Source organism: Seohaeicola saemankumensis, assembly GCF_021021435.1.
Classification (GTDB): Bacteria; Pseudomonadota; Alphaproteobacteria; order Rhodobacterales; family Rhodobacteraceae; genus Seohaeicola.
The window spans coordinates 94,052-110,997 of sequence record NZ_JAINWI010000012.1 but is presented as its reverse complement, the minus strand read 5'-3'; the positions used below and the strand labels follow the sequence as shown (position 1 = coordinate 110,997).

15 protein-coding genes are annotated in these 16,946 nt (G+C 63.2%); 9 read left to right on the top strand and 6 right to left on the bottom strand.

Features of this window, described 5'->3' with window-relative positions; genetic code table 11:
- Window positions 1-3: 3 nt before the first annotated feature.
- Together K7H22_RS10435 and moaA are read right to left on the bottom strand one after the other, a co-directional pair.
- A complete protein-coding gene (locus tag K7H22_RS10435; RefSeq protein WP_230800756.1) occupies window positions 4-1,290 on the bottom strand; it encodes a 3-deoxy-D-manno-octulosonic acid transferase in 1,287 nt (428 codons plus the stop codon).
- 6 nt (window positions 1,291-1,296) lie between these two features.
- Window positions 1,297-2,334 (bottom strand): GTP 3',8-cyclase MoaA, encoded by a 1,038-nt coding sequence (gene moaA / locus K7H22_RS10430; protein WP_230800755.1) that lies wholly within the window; start codon window positions 2,332-2,334, stop codon window positions 1,297-1,299.
- Between the two features lie 84 nt (window positions 2,335-2,418).
- On the opposite strand from moaA, the gene K7H22_RS10425 reads away from it, so the two are divergent.
- A complete protein-coding gene (locus K7H22_RS10425) occupies window positions 2,419-2,880 on the top strand; it encodes a hypothetical protein (protein ID WP_230800754.1) in 462 nt (153 codons plus the stop codon).
- A 5-nt stretch (window positions 2,881-2,885) separates the two neighbouring features.
- Here the strand turns inward: K7H22_RS10425 and K7H22_RS10420 are convergent, their stop codons facing one another.
- Genes K7H22_RS10420 through glmU form a run of 3 tightly spaced genes read right to left on the bottom strand, consistent with a single transcriptional unit; the run spans window position 2,886 to window position 6,798 of the window.
- Window positions 2,886-3,623, bottom strand: coding sequence for a DNA alkylation repair protein (locus K7H22_RS10420; protein WP_230800753.1), 738 nt, complete (start codon window positions 3,621-3,623; stop codon window positions 2,886-2,888).
- Complete coding sequence (gene glmS / locus K7H22_RS10415) at window positions 3,620-5,443, bottom strand: glutamine--fructose-6-phosphate transaminase (isomerizing) (protein WP_230800752.1); 1,824 nt, start codon at window positions 5,441-5,443, stop codon at window positions 3,620-3,622. Before glmS ends, K7H22_RS10420 begins: the two co-directional genes overlap by 4 nt.
- Entirely contained in the window at window positions 5,443-6,798 is a 1,356-nt protein-coding gene (glmU, locus tag K7H22_RS10410) for a bifunctional UDP-N-acetylglucosamine diphosphorylase/glucosamine-1-phosphate N-acetyltransferase GlmU (RefSeq protein ID WP_230800751.1), read from the bottom strand. Before glmU ends, glmS begins: the two co-directional genes overlap by 1 nt.
- A gap of 130 nt (window positions 6,799-6,928) precedes the next feature.
- Between glmU and K7H22_RS10405 the strand changes: the two genes are divergently transcribed.
- Both K7H22_RS10405 and K7H22_RS10400 read left to right on the top strand, forming a co-directional pair.
- Window positions 6,929-7,594: an HAD-IA family hydrolase gene (locus K7H22_RS10405; protein ID WP_230800750.1), complete on the top strand. Its 666-nt coding sequence runs from the start codon at window positions 6,929-6,931 to the stop codon at window positions 7,592-7,594.
- 61 nt (window positions 7,595-7,655) lie between these two features.
- Entirely contained in the window at window positions 7,656-8,861 is a 1,206-nt protein-coding gene (locus K7H22_RS10400) for a DegT/DnrJ/EryC1/StrS family aminotransferase (protein WP_230800749.1), read from the top strand.
- Window positions 8,862-8,911: 50 nt separating this feature from the next.
- Here K7H22_RS10400 and K7H22_RS10395 read toward each other — a convergent pair whose 3' ends face one another.
- The gene (locus K7H22_RS10395) at window positions 8,912-9,310 is read right to left on the bottom strand and encodes a BLUF domain-containing protein (protein WP_230800748.1); all 399 of its coding nucleotides are present in this window, start codon (window positions 9,308-9,310) and stop codon (window positions 8,912-8,914) included.
- A gap of 210 nt (window positions 9,311-9,520) precedes the next feature.
- Here K7H22_RS10395 and K7H22_RS10390 point away from each other — a divergent pair, with 210 nt between their 5' ends.
- From K7H22_RS10390 to K7H22_RS10365, 6 genes are all read left to right on the top strand, one after another.
- Window positions 9,521-10,684, top strand: coding sequence for an isovaleryl-CoA dehydrogenase (locus tag K7H22_RS10390; protein WP_230800747.1), 1,164 nt, complete (start codon window positions 9,521-9,523; stop codon window positions 10,682-10,684).
- A 10-nt stretch (window positions 10,685-10,694) separates the two neighbouring features.
- Window positions 10,695-11,033: a hypothetical protein gene (locus tag K7H22_RS10385; RefSeq protein WP_230800746.1), complete on the top strand. Its 339-nt coding sequence runs from the start codon at window positions 10,695-10,697 to the stop codon at window positions 11,031-11,033.
- Window positions 11,033-12,598, top strand: coding sequence for an AMP-binding protein (locus tag K7H22_RS10380; RefSeq protein ID WP_230800745.1), 1,566 nt, complete (start codon window positions 11,033-11,035; stop codon window positions 12,596-12,598). Before K7H22_RS10385 ends, K7H22_RS10380 begins: the two co-directional genes overlap by 1 nt.
- Window positions 12,595-14,199 (top strand): carboxyl transferase domain-containing protein, encoded by a 1,605-nt coding sequence (locus K7H22_RS10375; protein ID WP_230800744.1) that lies wholly within the window; start codon window positions 12,595-12,597, stop codon window positions 14,197-14,199. The genes K7H22_RS10380 and K7H22_RS10375 overlap by 4 nt, the downstream gene beginning before the upstream one ends.
- A gap of 105 nt (window positions 14,200-14,304) precedes the next feature.
- Window positions 14,305-16,254: an acetyl/propionyl/methylcrotonyl-CoA carboxylase subunit alpha gene (locus tag K7H22_RS10370; RefSeq protein WP_230800743.1), complete on the top strand. Its 1,950-nt coding sequence runs from the start codon at window positions 14,305-14,307 to the stop codon at window positions 16,252-16,254.
- The gene (locus tag K7H22_RS10365) at window positions 16,251-16,937 is read left to right on the top strand and encodes a glutathione S-transferase family protein (protein ID WP_230800742.1); all 687 of its coding nucleotides are present in this window, start codon (window positions 16,251-16,253) and stop codon (window positions 16,935-16,937) included. The genes K7H22_RS10370 and K7H22_RS10365 overlap by 4 nt, the downstream gene beginning before the upstream one ends.
- Window positions 16,938-16,946 lie beyond the last annotated feature (9 nt).

Sequence of the window (16,946 nt, the reverse complement as noted above, 5' to 3'; positions counted from 1 at the left end):
CCGCTAACGCAGCATAGGCACAAGGCGCGCGAGCAAGGTGTGGCGCGCCTCATCTGTCGCGTTTGACAGGTTGCATGCGGCCTTGCCCATCTCTTCCAGTTGCGCGCTGCCGATCAGCGATGCCACGCGCGCTCCGAGATCATCAGCATCCCGCACTTGTTGCGCGGCACCCGCTTGCGTCAGCTTGGCATAGGCCAGCTTGAAGTTTGCAATCCGCGGTCCGTGCAGGACAGCCGCCCCCAGCGTTGCAGGCTCGTAAGGGTTATGCCCGCCCTCATCCCCGAAAGAACCCGCCAGAAAAACCAGCGGACCAAGGCTGTAGAAGAGGCCTGTCTCGCCCAAGGTGTCGGCGAGATAGACCTGATCCTGCGTGGCAGGTAGCCCGCCCTGGCTGCGGCGGGCGCTTTGCAGGCCGGCACTGTGGATCATATCCGCGATTTCAGCTCCTCGCGCCGGATGGCGGGGGATCAGGATCAGCAGCAGATCGGGATGGGCCCGCAAGGTGGCCTGATGCGCTGCCAGAACCGCGGTTTCGTCGCCAGGATGGGTCGATGCGGCCACCCAGACAGGCCGTTTGCGTGTGGCATTCTGCATGGCGTGCAGCGCATCCTGATCAACAGGCAGGGGGCTGGCGGCGGCTTTCAGATCACCGGTGTCGATGATGCGGGCTGGATCAAGGCCAAGATTCAGGATCTGGCGCGCGGTCACCGCATCCTGTGTGCTGATCAGCGCAGCACGCGACAACAGCGCCCGCATTGCGCGGGGCGCGCGGGTGCGGGTCTTGGACGCGCGGGCATTGATCACTGCCATGGGGATCTGGCGCTTGCCGGTTTCCACCATCAGGCGCGGCCAGAGATCGTTTTCCATGAAACAAGCGAGATCGGGTTTCCAGTGATCCAGAAAGGCGCGCACCGCTGTGGGCGTATCGACCGGCTGGAACTGGTGGATCGCTTGGCGCAGACGGCGGGCCAGAGTCTCGGCCCCCGTGGCGGTTGTGGTGGTAAACAGCAGCCGCGCGCCTGTAGCCGCCTCGAGATCGCGCGCCAGATCGAGCGAGGATGCCACCTCGCCGACCGAGGCGGCGTTGATCCAGATCAGCCGCCCTGCAGGGCGCGGCACTGTGGCATGGCCAAAGCGCTCGGCCAGCCGCGTCGCATCGGCTCCCTGTGCCAAATGTCCCTTGCGGGCCATGTTTCCCAAAAGCGACGGGGCCAAAGCGGTTGCCCACATATACAGGCGCAACACCGCTGTCAGCCCCTGTGGTGGGGCAGGGGTCGTACCGCCCGTCATACCGGATCAGCCGCCGGTATGGCTCATGTGGCGGGACATCTTGCCATCCACCACCTGCCGCGAATAGTCGAAATCATGCCCCTTGGGTTTGAGCCGGATCGCAGCGCGGATCGCCTCTTCCAGCGCCGCCGTATCACCGGGGTTGGCGCGCAGTGGGGCGCGCAGATCCGCCATATCCTCTTGCCCAAGGCACATATACAGCTCTCCGGTGCAGGTCAGGCGCACGCGGTTACAGCTTTCGCAGAAATTATGTGTCAGCGGCGTGATGAAGCCGATTTTCTGACCTGTCTCCTCAAGGCGGACATAGCGTGCAGGCCCGCCGCTCCGTTCGGCCAGATCGGTCAGGGTGAACCGCTCGGCCAGCCGCGCGCGCAGATCGCGCAGGGGCCAATACTGGTCCAGCCGGTCTTCGTTACCGATATCGCCCATCGGCATGACCTCGATAAAGGTCAGGTCCATGTCGCGGGTGGCGCACCATTGGGTCAAAGAAAACAACTCGTCCTCGTTGAAACCCTTGAGGGCGACAACGTTGATCTTGACCCGCAGCCCCGCCTTCTGCGCGGCGTCTATCCCGCGTATGACTTGGGGCAGACGCCCCCAGCGCGTGATCTGCGCGAATTTCGTATCATCCAGCGTATCCAGCGAGACATTGATCCGCCGCACGCCCGCTGCGGCCAGATCGGGGGCGAATTTCTCAAGCTGGCTGCCATTGGTGGTCAGCGTCAATTCGCGCAGCGCCCCGCTGTCCAAGTGACGGGTCATCGCATCGAAAAAGGTCATGATCCCCTTGCGGACCAAAGGCTCGCCCCCCGTGATCCGCAGTTTTTCGACACCCATGCCGATAAAGGTCGAACACATCGTATCCAGCTCTTCCAGCGTCAGAAGCTGCGCCTTAGGCAGGAAGGTCATATTTTCCGACATGCAATAGACACAGCGGAAATCGCATCGGTCCGTGACCGAGACACGCAGATAGGAAATCGCCCGCTGGAACGGGTCGATGAGCGGGGCTGAACCCGCGCGCGGGGCTGAAACTTTTTGATCCATGATCTAAAGGTAGGGATCGGCGGAAGTCTGAGCAAGAGGGATTGTGTGATTGCACGCCCCGCCTTGGCGGCATAGATTGGCAGGATGAAAAAGATTGTCCTGACCCTGTCTGCAAGCGCCCTGTTTCTGGCAGGCTGCGCCGAATTGTCGCAGACCCCGCAAAGCGCATCCCAGGCGGCTGGGCCGCAAACCAGCACGCGCCCGCCTTTGACCGGCGTGCCACGCACGGCGACCGATTTCGACAGGGTTACCGAAGAAGAACGGCAGGCTGCGGTGGCACCACCTGTCGCGGCGGCAGGGTCGATCGGCACCACTGTCGCCTCGCTGGGTGATCCGGCGCGCCCCGGCTTCTGGATGGAGACACCTCTGGTCAGTACGCCCACACGCGGCTCCGTGCTCTACCGCGCCACGGGGCGGCGGCTGAACCTTGACCTGATCCCGATAGACGGCCCGCCCTCCGGCGGCAGCAGGCTGTCGCTTTCGGCGATGCGGATGCTGGATGCGCCGCTGACTGGTCTGCCATCGGTGGACGTGTTCACAAACTAGGGCGGTTACGCCTGCTCCGCGCCGCTGTCAGGCTCTGTCCGTTTGACGGGCACGGCTGTTGCGTCTTTGGGTAGCAGCTTGGATGCTTCGCGGCGCGCAAAGGGCTTCATATGCCGGGCATGGTTGGTCAGGAAATAGCTGACGCGGTCGGGGTCATGCTTGGACAGCTCGCGCAGCCACCATGCCACGGATTTCTGGATAAACCATTCGGGATCATGCACGTAGGCTGCGGCCCATTCCAGCACGCGCTGGCGCACGGCCAAGTCTTCGGGCTTGGGGTGGTTCTGCTTGGTCCATGGCAGGGTAAAGACCATCGCCGCGCGGCGCGTCCAGTGATGGGGGGACTTGGTCCATTCCGCTACCGTGTCGATCCGCGACGGATCGGCCACTAGCCGCTTTTGCCCCGCAATGGCGGCGGCATCGGCAATCGCCCAACTGTCGAATGTGGGCACCCAGGACGCAATCAGCGCCCAGACCGCGGCATCCTGTTTGATCCGCGCCTGTGTCAGCAGCTTGGCCGCCGCGATCTTGGCCTCGAAGATATCGGACTGCCACAGCGCATCGGCCAATGCGACGCGGGCAGGCACATCCATCCCCTCGCGCCAGCTTTGCGCCAGATCGGTGATCTGCGGTGTGGTCAGGCCCAGATATTCGCGGGGCGCTTTGTGATAATCGGCCATGCCTGCCGCGCGGTCCGGATCAGAGAGGGCGCGCAGTTGCGCCAGTGCATCATCAGGGGTCATTCCACGGTCACCGATTTGGCAAGGTTGCGGGGTTGGTCCACATCGGTGCCCTTGGCGACGGCGGTATGATAGGCCAACAATTGCGCGGGGATAGCATAGAGGATCGGCGTCAGAACCGCATCAATGCGCGGCATGACGATCACCTCCCATGTCTGGTCCGAGGCTTCAGCCGCCCCTTCGGCATCGGTGATCAGCATGACTTTACCGCCGCGCGCCATGACTTCCTGCATATTGGATACTGTCTTGTCGAACAGCGCGTCACGCGGGGCCATGACGACCACCGGCATCGTTTTGTCGATCAAGGCGATGGGCCCGTGCTTCAGCTCTCCTGAAGCATAAGCTTCGGCATGTATATAGCTGATTTCTTTCAGTTTAAGTGCGCCTTCAAGTGCCATCGGATACATCAGCCCGCGCCCGAGGAACAGCACGTCAGACGCTTCCGCCAGTTTGCGTGCGGCTTTGCGGATGCTGCCGCTCAGATCCAGCGCCGCGTTCAGCGCGACCGGCAGCGCGCGTAGCGCGCTCAGGTGATCGGACAGGTCTTCGTCGGTGATCCGGCCCCGCTGATGGGCGGCCTGTAGCGCCAGCAGAAGCAAGACGGTCAACTGGCAGGTGAAAGCCTTGGTCGAGGCGACACCGATTTCGGCCCCGGCCATGATCGGCAGCGCCAGATCGCTTTCGCGCGCGATCGAGCTTTCGGCGACATTGACCACCGACACGATCCGCGCGGCCTTGCCCTCGCAATAGCGCAGGGCGGCCAGCGTATCGGCAGTCTCGCCCGACTGGCTGACGAACAGCGCGACAGTGCGCGCGGGAATCGGCGGTTCGCGGTAGCGGAATTCCGAGGCGATATCGACATCGACAGGCAGGCCGGCGATCTGCTCGAACCAGTATTTCGCAGTCAGACAGGCGTAGAATGCGGTGCCGCAGGCGACCATCGACAAGCGGTCCACCTGCGTGAAATCCAAACCGTTCTCCGGCAGATTGATCGTATTGCCCTCGCCCGAGAGGTAAAAACGCAGCGCCTCGCCGATCACGCGGGGCTGTTCGGCGATTTCCTTGGCCATGAAATGCTTGTGTCCGGCCTTGTCGACCTGAGCGGCCTCGATCTGGATCGTCTTGACCGCGCGGTTGGCCAATTCGCCGTGGGCGTCGCGGATTTCCAAAGAGGTGCGGGTCAGCACGGCGATGTCGCCTTCCTCCAGATAGGTGATCCTGTCGGTCATGGGGGCCAGCGCAATCGCGTCGGAACCCACGAACATCTCGCCATCGCCATGGCCGATAGCCAAGGGGCTACCCTTGCGGGCGGCGATCAGCAGATCCTCCTCACCCTCGAACAGGAAGACCAGTGCGAAGGCGCCGTGCAGTTTCGCGATGGTCTGGCGCGCCGCCTCGACCGGACTGGCTCCCTGCGCCATGTGATGCTGCGTCAACAGGGCCACAGTTTCGGTATCGGTTTGCGTCACGAATTCCAGACCATAGCCGCGCAATTCAGCGCGCAATTCGCGGAAATTTTCGATAATCCCGTTATGCACGACGGCCACCGGGCCGGCCTGATGTGGATGGGCATTGGTGACCGAAGGCGCGCCATGTGTCGCCCATCGGGTGTGCCCGATGCCAGCCTTGCCCGCCAGCGGGTCATGGACCAGCAGGTCGGACAGGTTGACCAGCTTGCCCACGGCACGGCGGCGATCCAGCCTGCCGTTCTGGACAGTGGCAATGCCCGCGCTGTCATAGCCGCGATACTCAAGACGCTTGAGCGCCTCGACCAGAAGTGGGGCCGCCTCGTGATTGCCCAAGACACCGACAATGCCGCACATCAGTTGTTTTCCTTGTTCTTTTTGGCTTTGCGGGCGCGCAACAGGTCCATCAGTTTCACCGCCATGCCCGGTTTGACCACTTGTGGCGCGCGGCCCAGTGCCAGCGCACCATCGGGCACATCTGTGGTGATGACAGAACCGCTGCCTGTCATCGCATCATTGCCCACGCGGACGGGTGCGACCAACATTGTATTCGACCCGATGAAAGCACCGCGCCCGATTTCGGTGTGATGTTTCATCACCCCGTCATAATTGCAGGTGATCGTGCCAGCGCCGATATTGCTGCCTGCACCGATCGTCGCATCTCCGATATAGCTCAGGTGGTTCGCTTTTGCGCCTTCATGCAGCAAGGCATTCTTGATCTCGACGAAATTGCCGACATGCACATCCTCGGACAATTCGGCGCCGGGGCGCAGGCGGGCATAGGGGCCCACGGTGGCGCGCTGGCTGACATGGCAGCCTTCGAGATGCGAGAAAGCCCGGATGCGCGCACCGGATTCAACCGTCACGCCGGGGCCGAAAACCACGTTCTGTTCGATCACCGCGTCACGCCCGATCACCGTGTCATGGGCGAAATAGACAGTGTCAGGGGCCAGCAGCGTGACACCGTCCTCCAGCGCTTGCGCGCGGGCGCGGGTTTGAAAGGCAGCCTCGGCCTGCGCCAGTTCAGTGCGGGTGTTGATGCCCAGCGTTTCGGCCTCGTCGCAGGTGACAGCGGTGGCGGACAAGCCGCGTGCGCGGGCAATCGCGATGATGTCGGTCAGGTAATATTCGCTGGCCGCATTGTCATTGCCGACAGCGGCGACCAGATCGAACAGGGTTTTGGCATCGGCTGCAATAACGCCGCTGTTGCAGAGGGTTATAGTGCGTTCCTGATCTGTTGCATCTTTGAATTCCACGATCCGTTCCAGCGTGTCGCCGGCCATCACGAGCCGTCCGTAGCGGCCTGGGTCGGCGGCATGAAAGCCCAGAACCACGATGTCATCGGCCTTGCGCGCCTCTTGCATCGCTTCCAGAGTCTCGGCGCGGATCAGGGGCGTGTCGCCGTAGAGCACGATTACGTCACCGTCGAACCCCGCCAGTGCTGGTGCGGCCTGCGCCACGGCATGCGCCGTGCCAAGCTGCGGCTCCTGCACGACACAGGTCGCATCCTCGTTCCAGTCGCGCGCGGCGGCGGCGACTGCCTCTGCCCCGTGGCCCGTGACGATCACGCAGGCCCGCGCATCCAGTGCGAAGCCTGCCTTCATCGCATGGATCAGCAGAGGCGCGCCTGCCAGCGGATGCAGCACCTTGGGCAATTCGGAATTCATCCGTGTGCCCATACCGGCCGCCAGAATGACAAGTGCTGTATTCATGCTGTTTCTCTTTGCCCTTTTGTTGCGCCCGTTTTATCCGGTTGTCCCAAGGGCGCAAGGCCGCATCGGATCACGTCTGATTGCGGGATATGACAGGCATCGGCGGCAGACCGCCGGAAAGGGCAGCGTGATGAGAACCGTTATTTTCGATCTGGACGGCACATTGGCCGATACAAGCGGTGATCTGATCGCGGCGGCCAATGCCTGTTTCGCGCTGATGGGCGCAGGTATGGTGCTGGACCCTGCGCGCGATGCAGGCACGGCGTTGCGCGGCGGCAAGGCCATGCTACGGTTGGGGTTGGGACGGATCGGGGATCAGGATACCGAGGCGCAGATCGAAAAGTTCTATCCGGTGCTGTTGGAGGCCTATGGTGCCGCCATCGACGTGCATACGGTGATTTATCCCGGCGCGATGGAGGCGGTGGCGCAACTGTCGCGCGATGGCTATGCGGTGGGGATCTGCACCAACAAGCCTGCAGGGCTTGCTGAAACGCTGATGACACGGTTGGGGGTGCGGGACGCCTTCGCCTCGCTAGTGGGCGCTGACACGCTGGCTGTTCGCAAGCCCGATGCCGCGCCGCTGATCGAAGCGGTGCGACGCGCGGGCGGTGATCCGCGCCGTGCCTTGCTGGTGGGGGATACGCTGACAGACCGTGAAACCGCCCGCGCTGCCGCCGTGCCTTCGGTGCTGGTCACCTTCGGTCCGGGGGGCGAGGATGTGGCGGCGCTCGCGCCCGAAGCCCTGATCGGACATTTCGACGAATTGCCCGCCGTGGTGCAGCGGTTGATCGGCTGATCATGTAAACTTGTGCCACTGTCGCATTGACGAAGGTCCCTCATCGCCCCACAACAATCCCATGAGCACTCAGACACCCGAGATATTCACCGGCAGCTTCACCCAGCAGGAGCCGATCCCCGAAGAAGGGATCGCCGCCGCCGTCGCCGTCATGCAAAGCGGGCGCTTGCACCGCTACAACGTCAAGGATGGTGAGGTGGGTGAGGTCGCCTTGCTGGAGCAAGAATTCGCGGCTGCCATGGGCGTGAAATACTGCCTTGCCGTGGCCTCGGGCGGCTATGCCATGACAACGGCCCTGCGCGCGCTGGGTGTCAGGCCGGGCGACCGTGTCCTGAGCAATGCGTTCACGCTGGCCCCTGTGCCGGGGGCTATTGCGGCTGTGGGGGCAGTGCCGGTTTTCGTGGGCGTGACCGAGGCGCTGACCATTGATCTGGATGATCTGGAGGCCAAGGCCGATCAGGCGTCGGTTCTGTTGCTGAGCCACATGAGGGGGCATATCTGCGATATGAACCGCCTGCTGGCGATCTGTGCGCGGCATGATCTGCGGGTGGTCGAGGATTGCGCCCATACGATGGGGGCCCGCTGGAAGGGGCGCTTGTCAGGGACGGACGGGATCATCGGCTGCTATTCGACGCAGACCTATAAACACATGAATTCGGGCGAGGGCGGTTTTCTGGTCACCGATGATGACGAGGTGATGGCCCGCGCGGTGATGCTGTCGGGCTCGTACATGCTTTATCCGCGCCATCTGGCTGCACCCGCGCCGGATGTGTTCGAGGCGGTCAAATATGACACGCCCAATATATCGGGCCGGATGGACCATCTGCGCGCTGCGATCCTGCGCCCGCAACTGCGCAGGCTGGATGCCCAATGCGCGGCATGGACCGCGCGGTATCGCGTGGTCGAGGACGGATTGCAGGGCTGCCCTGGCCTGCACGTGATCCCGCGCCCGCCCGAGGAGGAATTTGTCGGCTCGTCTTTCCAGTTCCTGCTGCTGGATTGGGCCGCGCCCAAGGTTCGGGACGTGCTGGGCCGCTGTGCCGCGCGGGGGGTCGAGTTGAAATGGTTCGGGGCCGCAGAGCCGCAGGGATTTACCAGCCGCTATGACAGCTGGCGCTATGCACCAAGCCAGCCGATGCCCTCCAGCGACCGTATCCTTGCCGGCATTCTGGATATGCGCCTGCCGCTGACCTTCAGTCTTGAGGATTGCGCGCTGCTGGCCCGTATCATCCGCGCCGAGGTGAGTGCCGTCTATCAGGCGGCGTGACGCGGCGCGGGCAGTTTCTTCAAGTATTTAGGCCAAGATAAAGTGCTGTGTCAGCCTATGCGCTGTGCGACGCGTTCGAACACCGCCAGAAATGCGGCTTGATCCGCATTTTCCAATGCGCCTGCATCGACCTCGGCCTTGGTCCAGAGCCAGCTTTGCGCCGGATCGTCGCGCATTGCCCATTGCCCGAACAAGCGGCTGTCTGTTTCACGTTCCATGCGGTGGGTCACTTCAAGGTGGCGGTCATCCTCCTCGATCGACGCATATAGCCGGTTGATCGCCTCGGCAGGGCCTTCCAGCAATTGCAGGTAAAGGTCCGCGCGACAGATCAGGCATCCGGTGACATGGGCATTGGCGTTGTTGCGCCGCGCGGTCAACAGGATCTGGCTGAGGATCGTGTCGTCGAAACCAAAGGGTTTCGAGGAATAGATCAGTTGCGTCAGCGGCATGGAACATTCCTTTTTGCACAGGTCTTGGTGCTATCTGCTTGTCCTTGTGATGTCCATGAATGTTGACAGGGGCAGGGCAGGCGGCCAGCCTTGTCCATGATAACGCGGGGGATGCGACGGCTTGGCAGTTGACGCGACTCGGATGTCATGTCTATTAATGAACAAGTGTTCAATAAATGCCGGTGTAAGCGATCTTTGGGAGGAGCCAAAATGTTCACAGCAACGATGAAATTCGATCTCGGCGAGGATGTGAACGCCCTGCGCGAGATGGTGCATCGCTGGGCGCAGGAACGGGTCCGCCCGATGGCGGGCACGATCGACAGCAGCAATGAATTTCCCGCCGATCTGTGGCGCGAGATGGGCGAGCTGGGTCTTTTGGGCATCACGGTGGACGAAGAATTCGGCGGCGCGGGCATGGGCTATCTGGCGCATGTGATCGCGGTCGAGGAGATTGCGCGCGCCAGTGCCTCGGTCTCGTTGTCCTATGGCGCGCATTCAAACCTTTGCGTCAACCAGATCAGCCTGAACGGAACTGTGGAGCAAAAGCGCAAATACCTGCCCGGTCTGGTCAGCGGCGAACATGTGGGCGCACTGGCCATGTCCGAACCCGGCGCGGGCAGCGACGTGGTGTCGATGAAGCTGCGCGCGGAAAGGCGCAATGACCATTACCGCCTGAGCGGGAATAAATACTGGATTACCAATGGTCCTGACGCCGATACATTGGTGGTCTATGCCAAGACCGATCCCGATGCGGGATCGAAGGGTATCACAGCCTTTCTGATCGAGAAGAGCATGAAGGGTTTTTCCACCAGCAAGCATTTCGACAAGCTGGGGATGCGCGGGTCGAACACGGCAGAGTTGATCTTCGATGATGTTGAGGTGCCCTTCGAAAATGTGCTGGGCGAGGAAGGGCGCGGCGTGCGCGTTCTCATGTCCGGTCTGGATTACGAGCGCGTGGTGCTGTCGGGCATCGGTACCGGCATCATGGCCGCCTGTCTGGACGAGATCATGCCTTATATGGCCGAGCGCAAACAGTTCGGCCAGTCGATCGGGAATTTCCAGCTGATGCAGGGCAAAATCGCCGATATGTATACGGCGATGAATTCGGCCCGCGCCTATGTCTATGAGGTTGCGAAATCCTGTGATCGGGGCGAAGTGACGCGCGCCGATGCTGCCGCCTGCGTGCTCTATGCCAGCGAGGAGGCAATGAAGGTTTCGCATCAGGCGGTGCAGGCCATGGGCGGGGCGGGCTTTCTGTCGGATGCGCCGGTCGCGCGCATCTTCCGCGATGCCAAGCTGATGGAGATCGGCGCGGGCACCTCGGAAATCCGTCGCATGCTGGTGGGCCGCGAGATGATGGCGGCCATGGCATGAGGCGGATGGGATGAGGATACCACCTGCCGTCCTGCTGGTGATTGTCGTGCTGACAGCAACTGCGGGCACGCTGGGCTATCTTGCGGGATCGCGACAGGTGGCGTTGACCGAAACCGATGTGATCATGGCCTATGCCAACCGCTATGTTGCGGCGCAGGGGCTGGAGACCGAAGCGATCCGGCGCTGCCATGCCGTGCCGGGACGGGCTGATCCGGTCTGGCTGGTTGTCGTCTGCGCCGAGGGCAGTCTGGCGGAACGCGCGTATTTCGTGGGGCGAAACGGTGCTTTGCTGCATGAGGGGCGGGCGGAGGACTGGCCGTTCTTCAGCCCTCCCGCACCGGAGGCGTGATGCTGGAACTGGGGCGCAGCTATGGTGAACTGGTCGCGGGATTCCGGTGGAACTTGCCGGCGCAGTTGAACATGGCGCAGCAGGTTTGCGATGCCTGGGCTGCGCGGGAACCGGCGCGGCTGGCCATTCTGGACCTGTCGGGCGGTGATGCAACGCGCGTCAGCTATGGCGATTTGCGGTGCATGGCCGATGCTCTCGCGCATGGTCTGGCCGCGCGCGGTGTGCAGCGGGGCGACCGTGTGGGCGTGTTGCGCTCGCAATCGGCATGGACGGCGGCAGCGCATATCGCGGTGTGGAAGCTTGGCGCGGTGTCGATCCCGCTATTCAAGCTGTTCGGACCGGATGCCCTGCGTGCGCGGTTGGACGATGCGGGCGCAAGGCTGGTGATCAGCGATGCCGAAGGCGTCGGATTGCTGGACGGGTTCGGACCTGATGTTCTGGTGCCCGAGGAAACCGACCTGCCGGATGCGCCCTTTGATGCCGCGCTGACAGGGCCCGAAGATCCGGCGGTGCTGATCTATACGTCGGGCACAACAGGGGCGGCCAAGGGCGCGCTGCACGGGCACCGCATCCTGACCGGCCATCTGCCCGGGGTTGTGATCAGCCATGATATGCTGGGGCAGGCGGGCGATTGTCTCTGGACGCCCGCGGATTGGGCGTGGATCGGCGGGTTGTTCGATGTGGCTATGCCGGGTTTGGCGCTGGGCGTGCCGGTTGTGGCGGCGCGGATGGCGAAATTCTCGGTCCGCGATTGTCTGGACGTGATCGCGCAGGGCGGGGTGCGTAATGTGTTCTTCCCGCCCACCGCGCTGCGGATGCTGAAGGCCGGAGATGCGCGCGTGCAAGGGTTGCGCTCGGTTGCCAGCGGTGGCGAGCCTCTGGGTGCCGAGATGCTGGACTGGGGACGGCGAGCCTTTGGTCTGGCGATCAACGAGTTTTACGGGCAGACCGAATGCAACATGGTGGCCTCAAGCTGTAGTGCCCTTTTCAGCCCGGAACCGGGCTTCATCGGGCGCGCCGTGCCCGGTTTCGACGTGGCCGTGATCGACGATGCAGGTCAACCTTCCACAGGCGAGGGCGATATCGCCATCCGGCGGGGGGCGGCGTCGATGATGCTGGGCTACTGGAACAAACCAGATGCGACGACCGCAAAATTCCGCGGTGACTGGATGTTGACGGGCGACCGAGGCGTGATCGAGGATGGATTTATTCGCTTTTTGGGCCGCGAGGATGACGTGATCACCTCATCCGGCTACCGGATCGGACCCGCCGAGATCGAGGATTGCCTGCTGACTCATCCGGCTGTGGCGACGGTGGGGGTGGTCGGCAAGCCCGACCCTCTCAGGACCGAGATCGTCAAGGCCTATGTTGTGCTGAAAGCGGGGCTCGGTCCTTCGGAAACGCTGGCCGATGAACTGGCCTGCCACGTCAAGGCGCGGGTGGCGCAGCATGCCTATCCGCGCGAGATCGGATTTCTGGACGCCTTGCCGATGACGGTGACAGGCAAGGTGATCCGCAAGGAATTGAAGGCCCGCGCCACGCGGGAAAGGGAGATTACTACATGAAACTGACATCCCAAGCCATCCCCTCGTCCGAGGCGTTCCAGACCAACCGTGCAGGTCATCTGGCCGCACTTGAGGTCGTGCAGGCCGCAGCCGAGGCCGCAGCCGCAGGCGGCGGCGACAAGGCCCGCGCGCGGCATCTGGAACGGGGCAAGATGTTGCCGCGCGACCGTGTGGCGAACCTGCTTGACCCCGGTGCGCCCTTTCTGGAAATCGGGGCGACCGCGGCGCATGGTCTCTATGACGGAGCGGCCCCCGGCGCAGGCGTGATCGCGGGTGTGGGCCGCGTGCACGGGCTGGAAGTGATGGTCGTGTGCAACGACGCCACCGTGAAGGGCGGCACCTATTACCCAATGACGGTCAAAAAACACCTGCGCGCGCAGGAGATCGCCGAGGAAAACCATCTGCCCTGCATTTACCTCGTGGATTCAGGCGGCGCGAACCTGCCCAATCAGGACGAAGTGTTCCCCGACCGCGACCATTTCGGGCGCATCTTCTACAATCAGGCGCGGATGAGTTCGAAAGGCATCCCTCAGATTGCGGTCGTCATGGGCTCCTGCACGGCGGGCGGCGCCTATGTGCCCGCCATGTCGGATGTGACGATCATCGTGCGCGATCAGGGCACGATCTTTCTGGCCGGTCCGCCCTTGGTCAAGGCCGCGACGGGCGAGGTGGTAACCGCCGAGGATCTGGGCGGCGGCGATGTGCATACGCGCCTGTCCGGTGTGGCCGATTATCTGGCCGAGGATGATGCCCATGCGCTGGCACTGGCGCGGCGTGCGGTCAGCCATTTGAACCGCGCCAAACCCGCCACCGTGCAATGGCAGTCGGCAGAAGAACCCGCCTATGATCCCGACGAAATCTTCGGTGTCGTACCCGCCGATTTGCGAACACCTTATGATATCCGCGAGGTGATCGCGCGGATCGTGGACGGATCACGTTTCGACGAGTTCAAGCCGCGCTTCGGCGAGACCTTGGTGACAGGTTTCGCCCATGTGCAGGGCTGTCCTGTGGGGATCGTCGCCAATAATGGCGTGCTTTTCTCCGAGGCAGCCCAGAAAGGCGCGCATTTCGTGGAACTGTGCAGCCAGCGCAAGATCCCGCTGGTCTTCTTGCAAAATATCACCGGCTTCATGGTGGGCCGCAAATATGAAAACGAGGGCATCGCGCGCCACGGGGCCAAGATGGTGACGGCTGTAGCCAGCACCAATGTGCCCAAGATCACGATGGTTGTGGGTGGCTCTTTCGGGGCGGGCAATTACGGCATGGCGGGGCGCGCCTACCAGCCGCGCTTCATGTGGTCTTGGCCCAATTCCCGCATCTCGGTCATGGGTGGCGAGCAGGCGGCAGGCGTTCTTGCCACCGTGCGCCGCGACGGGATCGAGCGGTCGGGCGGAAGCTGGAGCGCCGAGGAAGAGGCCGAATTCAAGCGCCCCACGATTGACATGTTCGAGCGTCAGTCTCACCCGCTCTATGCCTCGGCGCGACTCTGGGATGACGGGATCATCGACCCGCGCCGCGCCCGCGACGTATTGGCGCTGTCGCTCTCGGCCTCGCTCTGCGCGCCCATCGAGGAGACACGCTTCGGCGTGTTCCGGATGTAACCGTGGCCCCCATTTTCATCTTGCCGCAAATACTCCGGGGAGCGCGAGGGGCTGGCCCCTCGCTTGCGCCACGTCCACCCGCATCCCGCCTGAAAAGGAGTTTCCATGTTTGACAAGATCCTGATAGCCAATCGCGGCGAGATTGCCATTCGCGTGGCCAAGACAGCCCGCGCCATGGGGGTGCGGACGGTTGCTGTCTATTCCGACGCCGATGCAGGGGCCGCCCATGTCGCCGCCTGTGACGAGGCCGTGCATATCGGCGGATCGGCCCCTGCCGAAAGCTATTTGCGCGGCGAGCGGATCATTCAGGCGGCTTTGGACACAGGCGCACAAGCCATCCATCCGGGCTACGGCTTTTTGTCCGAGAACCCCGGTTTCGTGGATGCGGTTGTGGCGGCGGGTCTGGTCTTTATTGGGCCGTCCGCCGATGCCATCCGCGCCATGGGCCTCAAGGATGCGGCGAAGGTGCTGATGGAAAAGGCAGGCGTGCCGGTGGTGCCGGGCTATCACGGCTCCAATCAGGACGCCGAACATCTGGCGGGCGCTGCCGATGCCATCGGATACCCTGTGCTGATCAAGGCTGTGGCAGGTGGCGGCGGCAAGGGGATGCGTCTGGTCGAGGCACCTGCGCGCTTTGCCGAGGCACTGGAAAGCGCGCGCTCCGAGGCGCAGAACGCCTTTGGCAATGCCGATGTGCTGGTCGAGAAATACATCGAGAAACCCCGCCATATCGAGGTGCAGGTTTTCGGCGATGGCACCCACGCCGTGCATCTGTTCGAGCGTGACTGCTCGCTCCAGCGCCGCCACCAGAAGGTGATCGAGGAAGCGCCAGCGCCCGGCATGACCGCCGAGGTCCGCGAAGCCATGGGCCGCGCCGCCGTGCGCGCCGCCGAGGCGATCGGCTATCGCGGGGCAGGGACGATCGAGTTCATCGTCGATGGTAGTCGCGGCCTGCGCACGGACGGCTTCTGGTTCATGGAGATGAACACGCGGCTTCAGGTGGAACACCCTGTGACCGAGGCAATCACCGGCGTCGATCTGGTGGAATGGCAGTTGCGGGTGGCGGCAGGCGAGTCCCTTCCGCTGCGCCAGCAGGATCTGACAATCACAGGCCATGCCTTTGAGTCGCGGCTTTATGCCGAGGATGTTCCTGCGGGCTTTCTGCCTGCCACAGGCACGCTGGCCTATCTGGCCTTTCCAATTGAATGCCGCGCCGATAGCGGTGTGCGCACGGGCGATGCGATCAGCCCCTTCTACGACCCGATGATCGCCAAGATCATCACTCATGGTCCCACCCGCGATGTGGCGTTGACACGGATGCGGGCAGCGCTTGCAGGCACGCAAGTCGCGGGAACGGTCACAAACCTGGGCTTTCTGTCGGCGCTTTGCGCGCATCAGGGGTTCACGGCGGGCGATGTCGATACCGGCCTGATCGGGCGCGATCTGGAACAGTTGACGGCAACACTTGCTGCGGGGGCCGCCGATGTGGCGCTGGCCGCTCTGGCGGTGCTGGGTCTGCTGGACAGACGCGACTGGGCGACAGGCTTTGCGTTGTGGTCGCCGCTGGAGCGGTCGGTTCTGCTTGAGCATGCGGGCGAGGAGAGCGTGGTGCGTGTGATCTGCGATGGCCCCGACCGGCGGTGTGTGCTGGTGGCGGATGGCTCCGTAGAGGCGCTCTATCAGGGCGGGCGCTGGCTGCTGGACGGGCAGGTGGCACCTGCGGTGCGGGTGACAGGCGATCTGGTGACGGTGTTTGCCGGCGCGGGTCTCGCCTTTCACGTGATCGACCCGTTGGCGCGCGCGGCGGGGGCGACCGGCGACGGCAACCTGATCGAGGCGCCGATGCCCGGCATGGTCAAGGCGGTCTTTGCCGTGGCGGGGCAGACCGTGCAGGCGGGCGACCGTTTGGCCGTGCTTGAAGCCATGAAGATGGAACATGCGCTGCTGGCGGCCCGCGATGGTGTGGTGGCGGAAGTGCTGGTCACCGCGGGGACGCAGGTCGAGGCGGGCGCAGCGTTGGTGCGCCTGGAGGCAACAGAGGAGGCGGCAGGATGATCACGCTGCATCACTGCCCGCAAAGCCGCTCGATGCGAGTTTTGTGGCTGCTGGAAGAGTTGGGCGTGCCCTATCGCACGCGGGTTCACGCCTTTGACAAAAGCCTGCGCGATCCGGAATTTCTGAGCCTGTCCCCCGCTGGCCGTGTGCCCGCACTGGAAATCGACGGCGAGCGGATGTTCGAGAGCGCCGCAATCATGGAATATCTGTGCGAGCGGTTTCCCGATGCCGGAATGGGCCGTTTGCCGGGCGACATGGACCGGATGGCCTGGCTGGTCTGGCTGCATTTCGCCGAGACCGTCAGCCAGCATGTCGCGGCCCTGACGCAGCAGCATATCCTGTTTTATAATGATACGATGCGAAGCCCCGTCGTGATGAAGCTAGAGGCGGCGCGCCTGCAGAAATGCTTTGCCGCAATCGAGGCGAGGCTGAGCACTCCGGTCGAGAACCGCGACCATCTGCTGACCAGCGGTTTTTCGGCCTGTGACGTGGCTGTCGGTCATGCGGTCTATCTGGCGCGGTATTTTGTGCGCACAGAGGGTTTTCCCGAATTGGAAAAATGGATGGCCCGCAATGCCGAACGCCCTGCTTTTCAGGCCTCGTTGCCCAAGGATGGCGAGGCGCTGATCTACCGGCAGGACTTCTATCCTGTGTGGGACCAAAATGCAGGGGCGGCACCATGAGTATTTCTG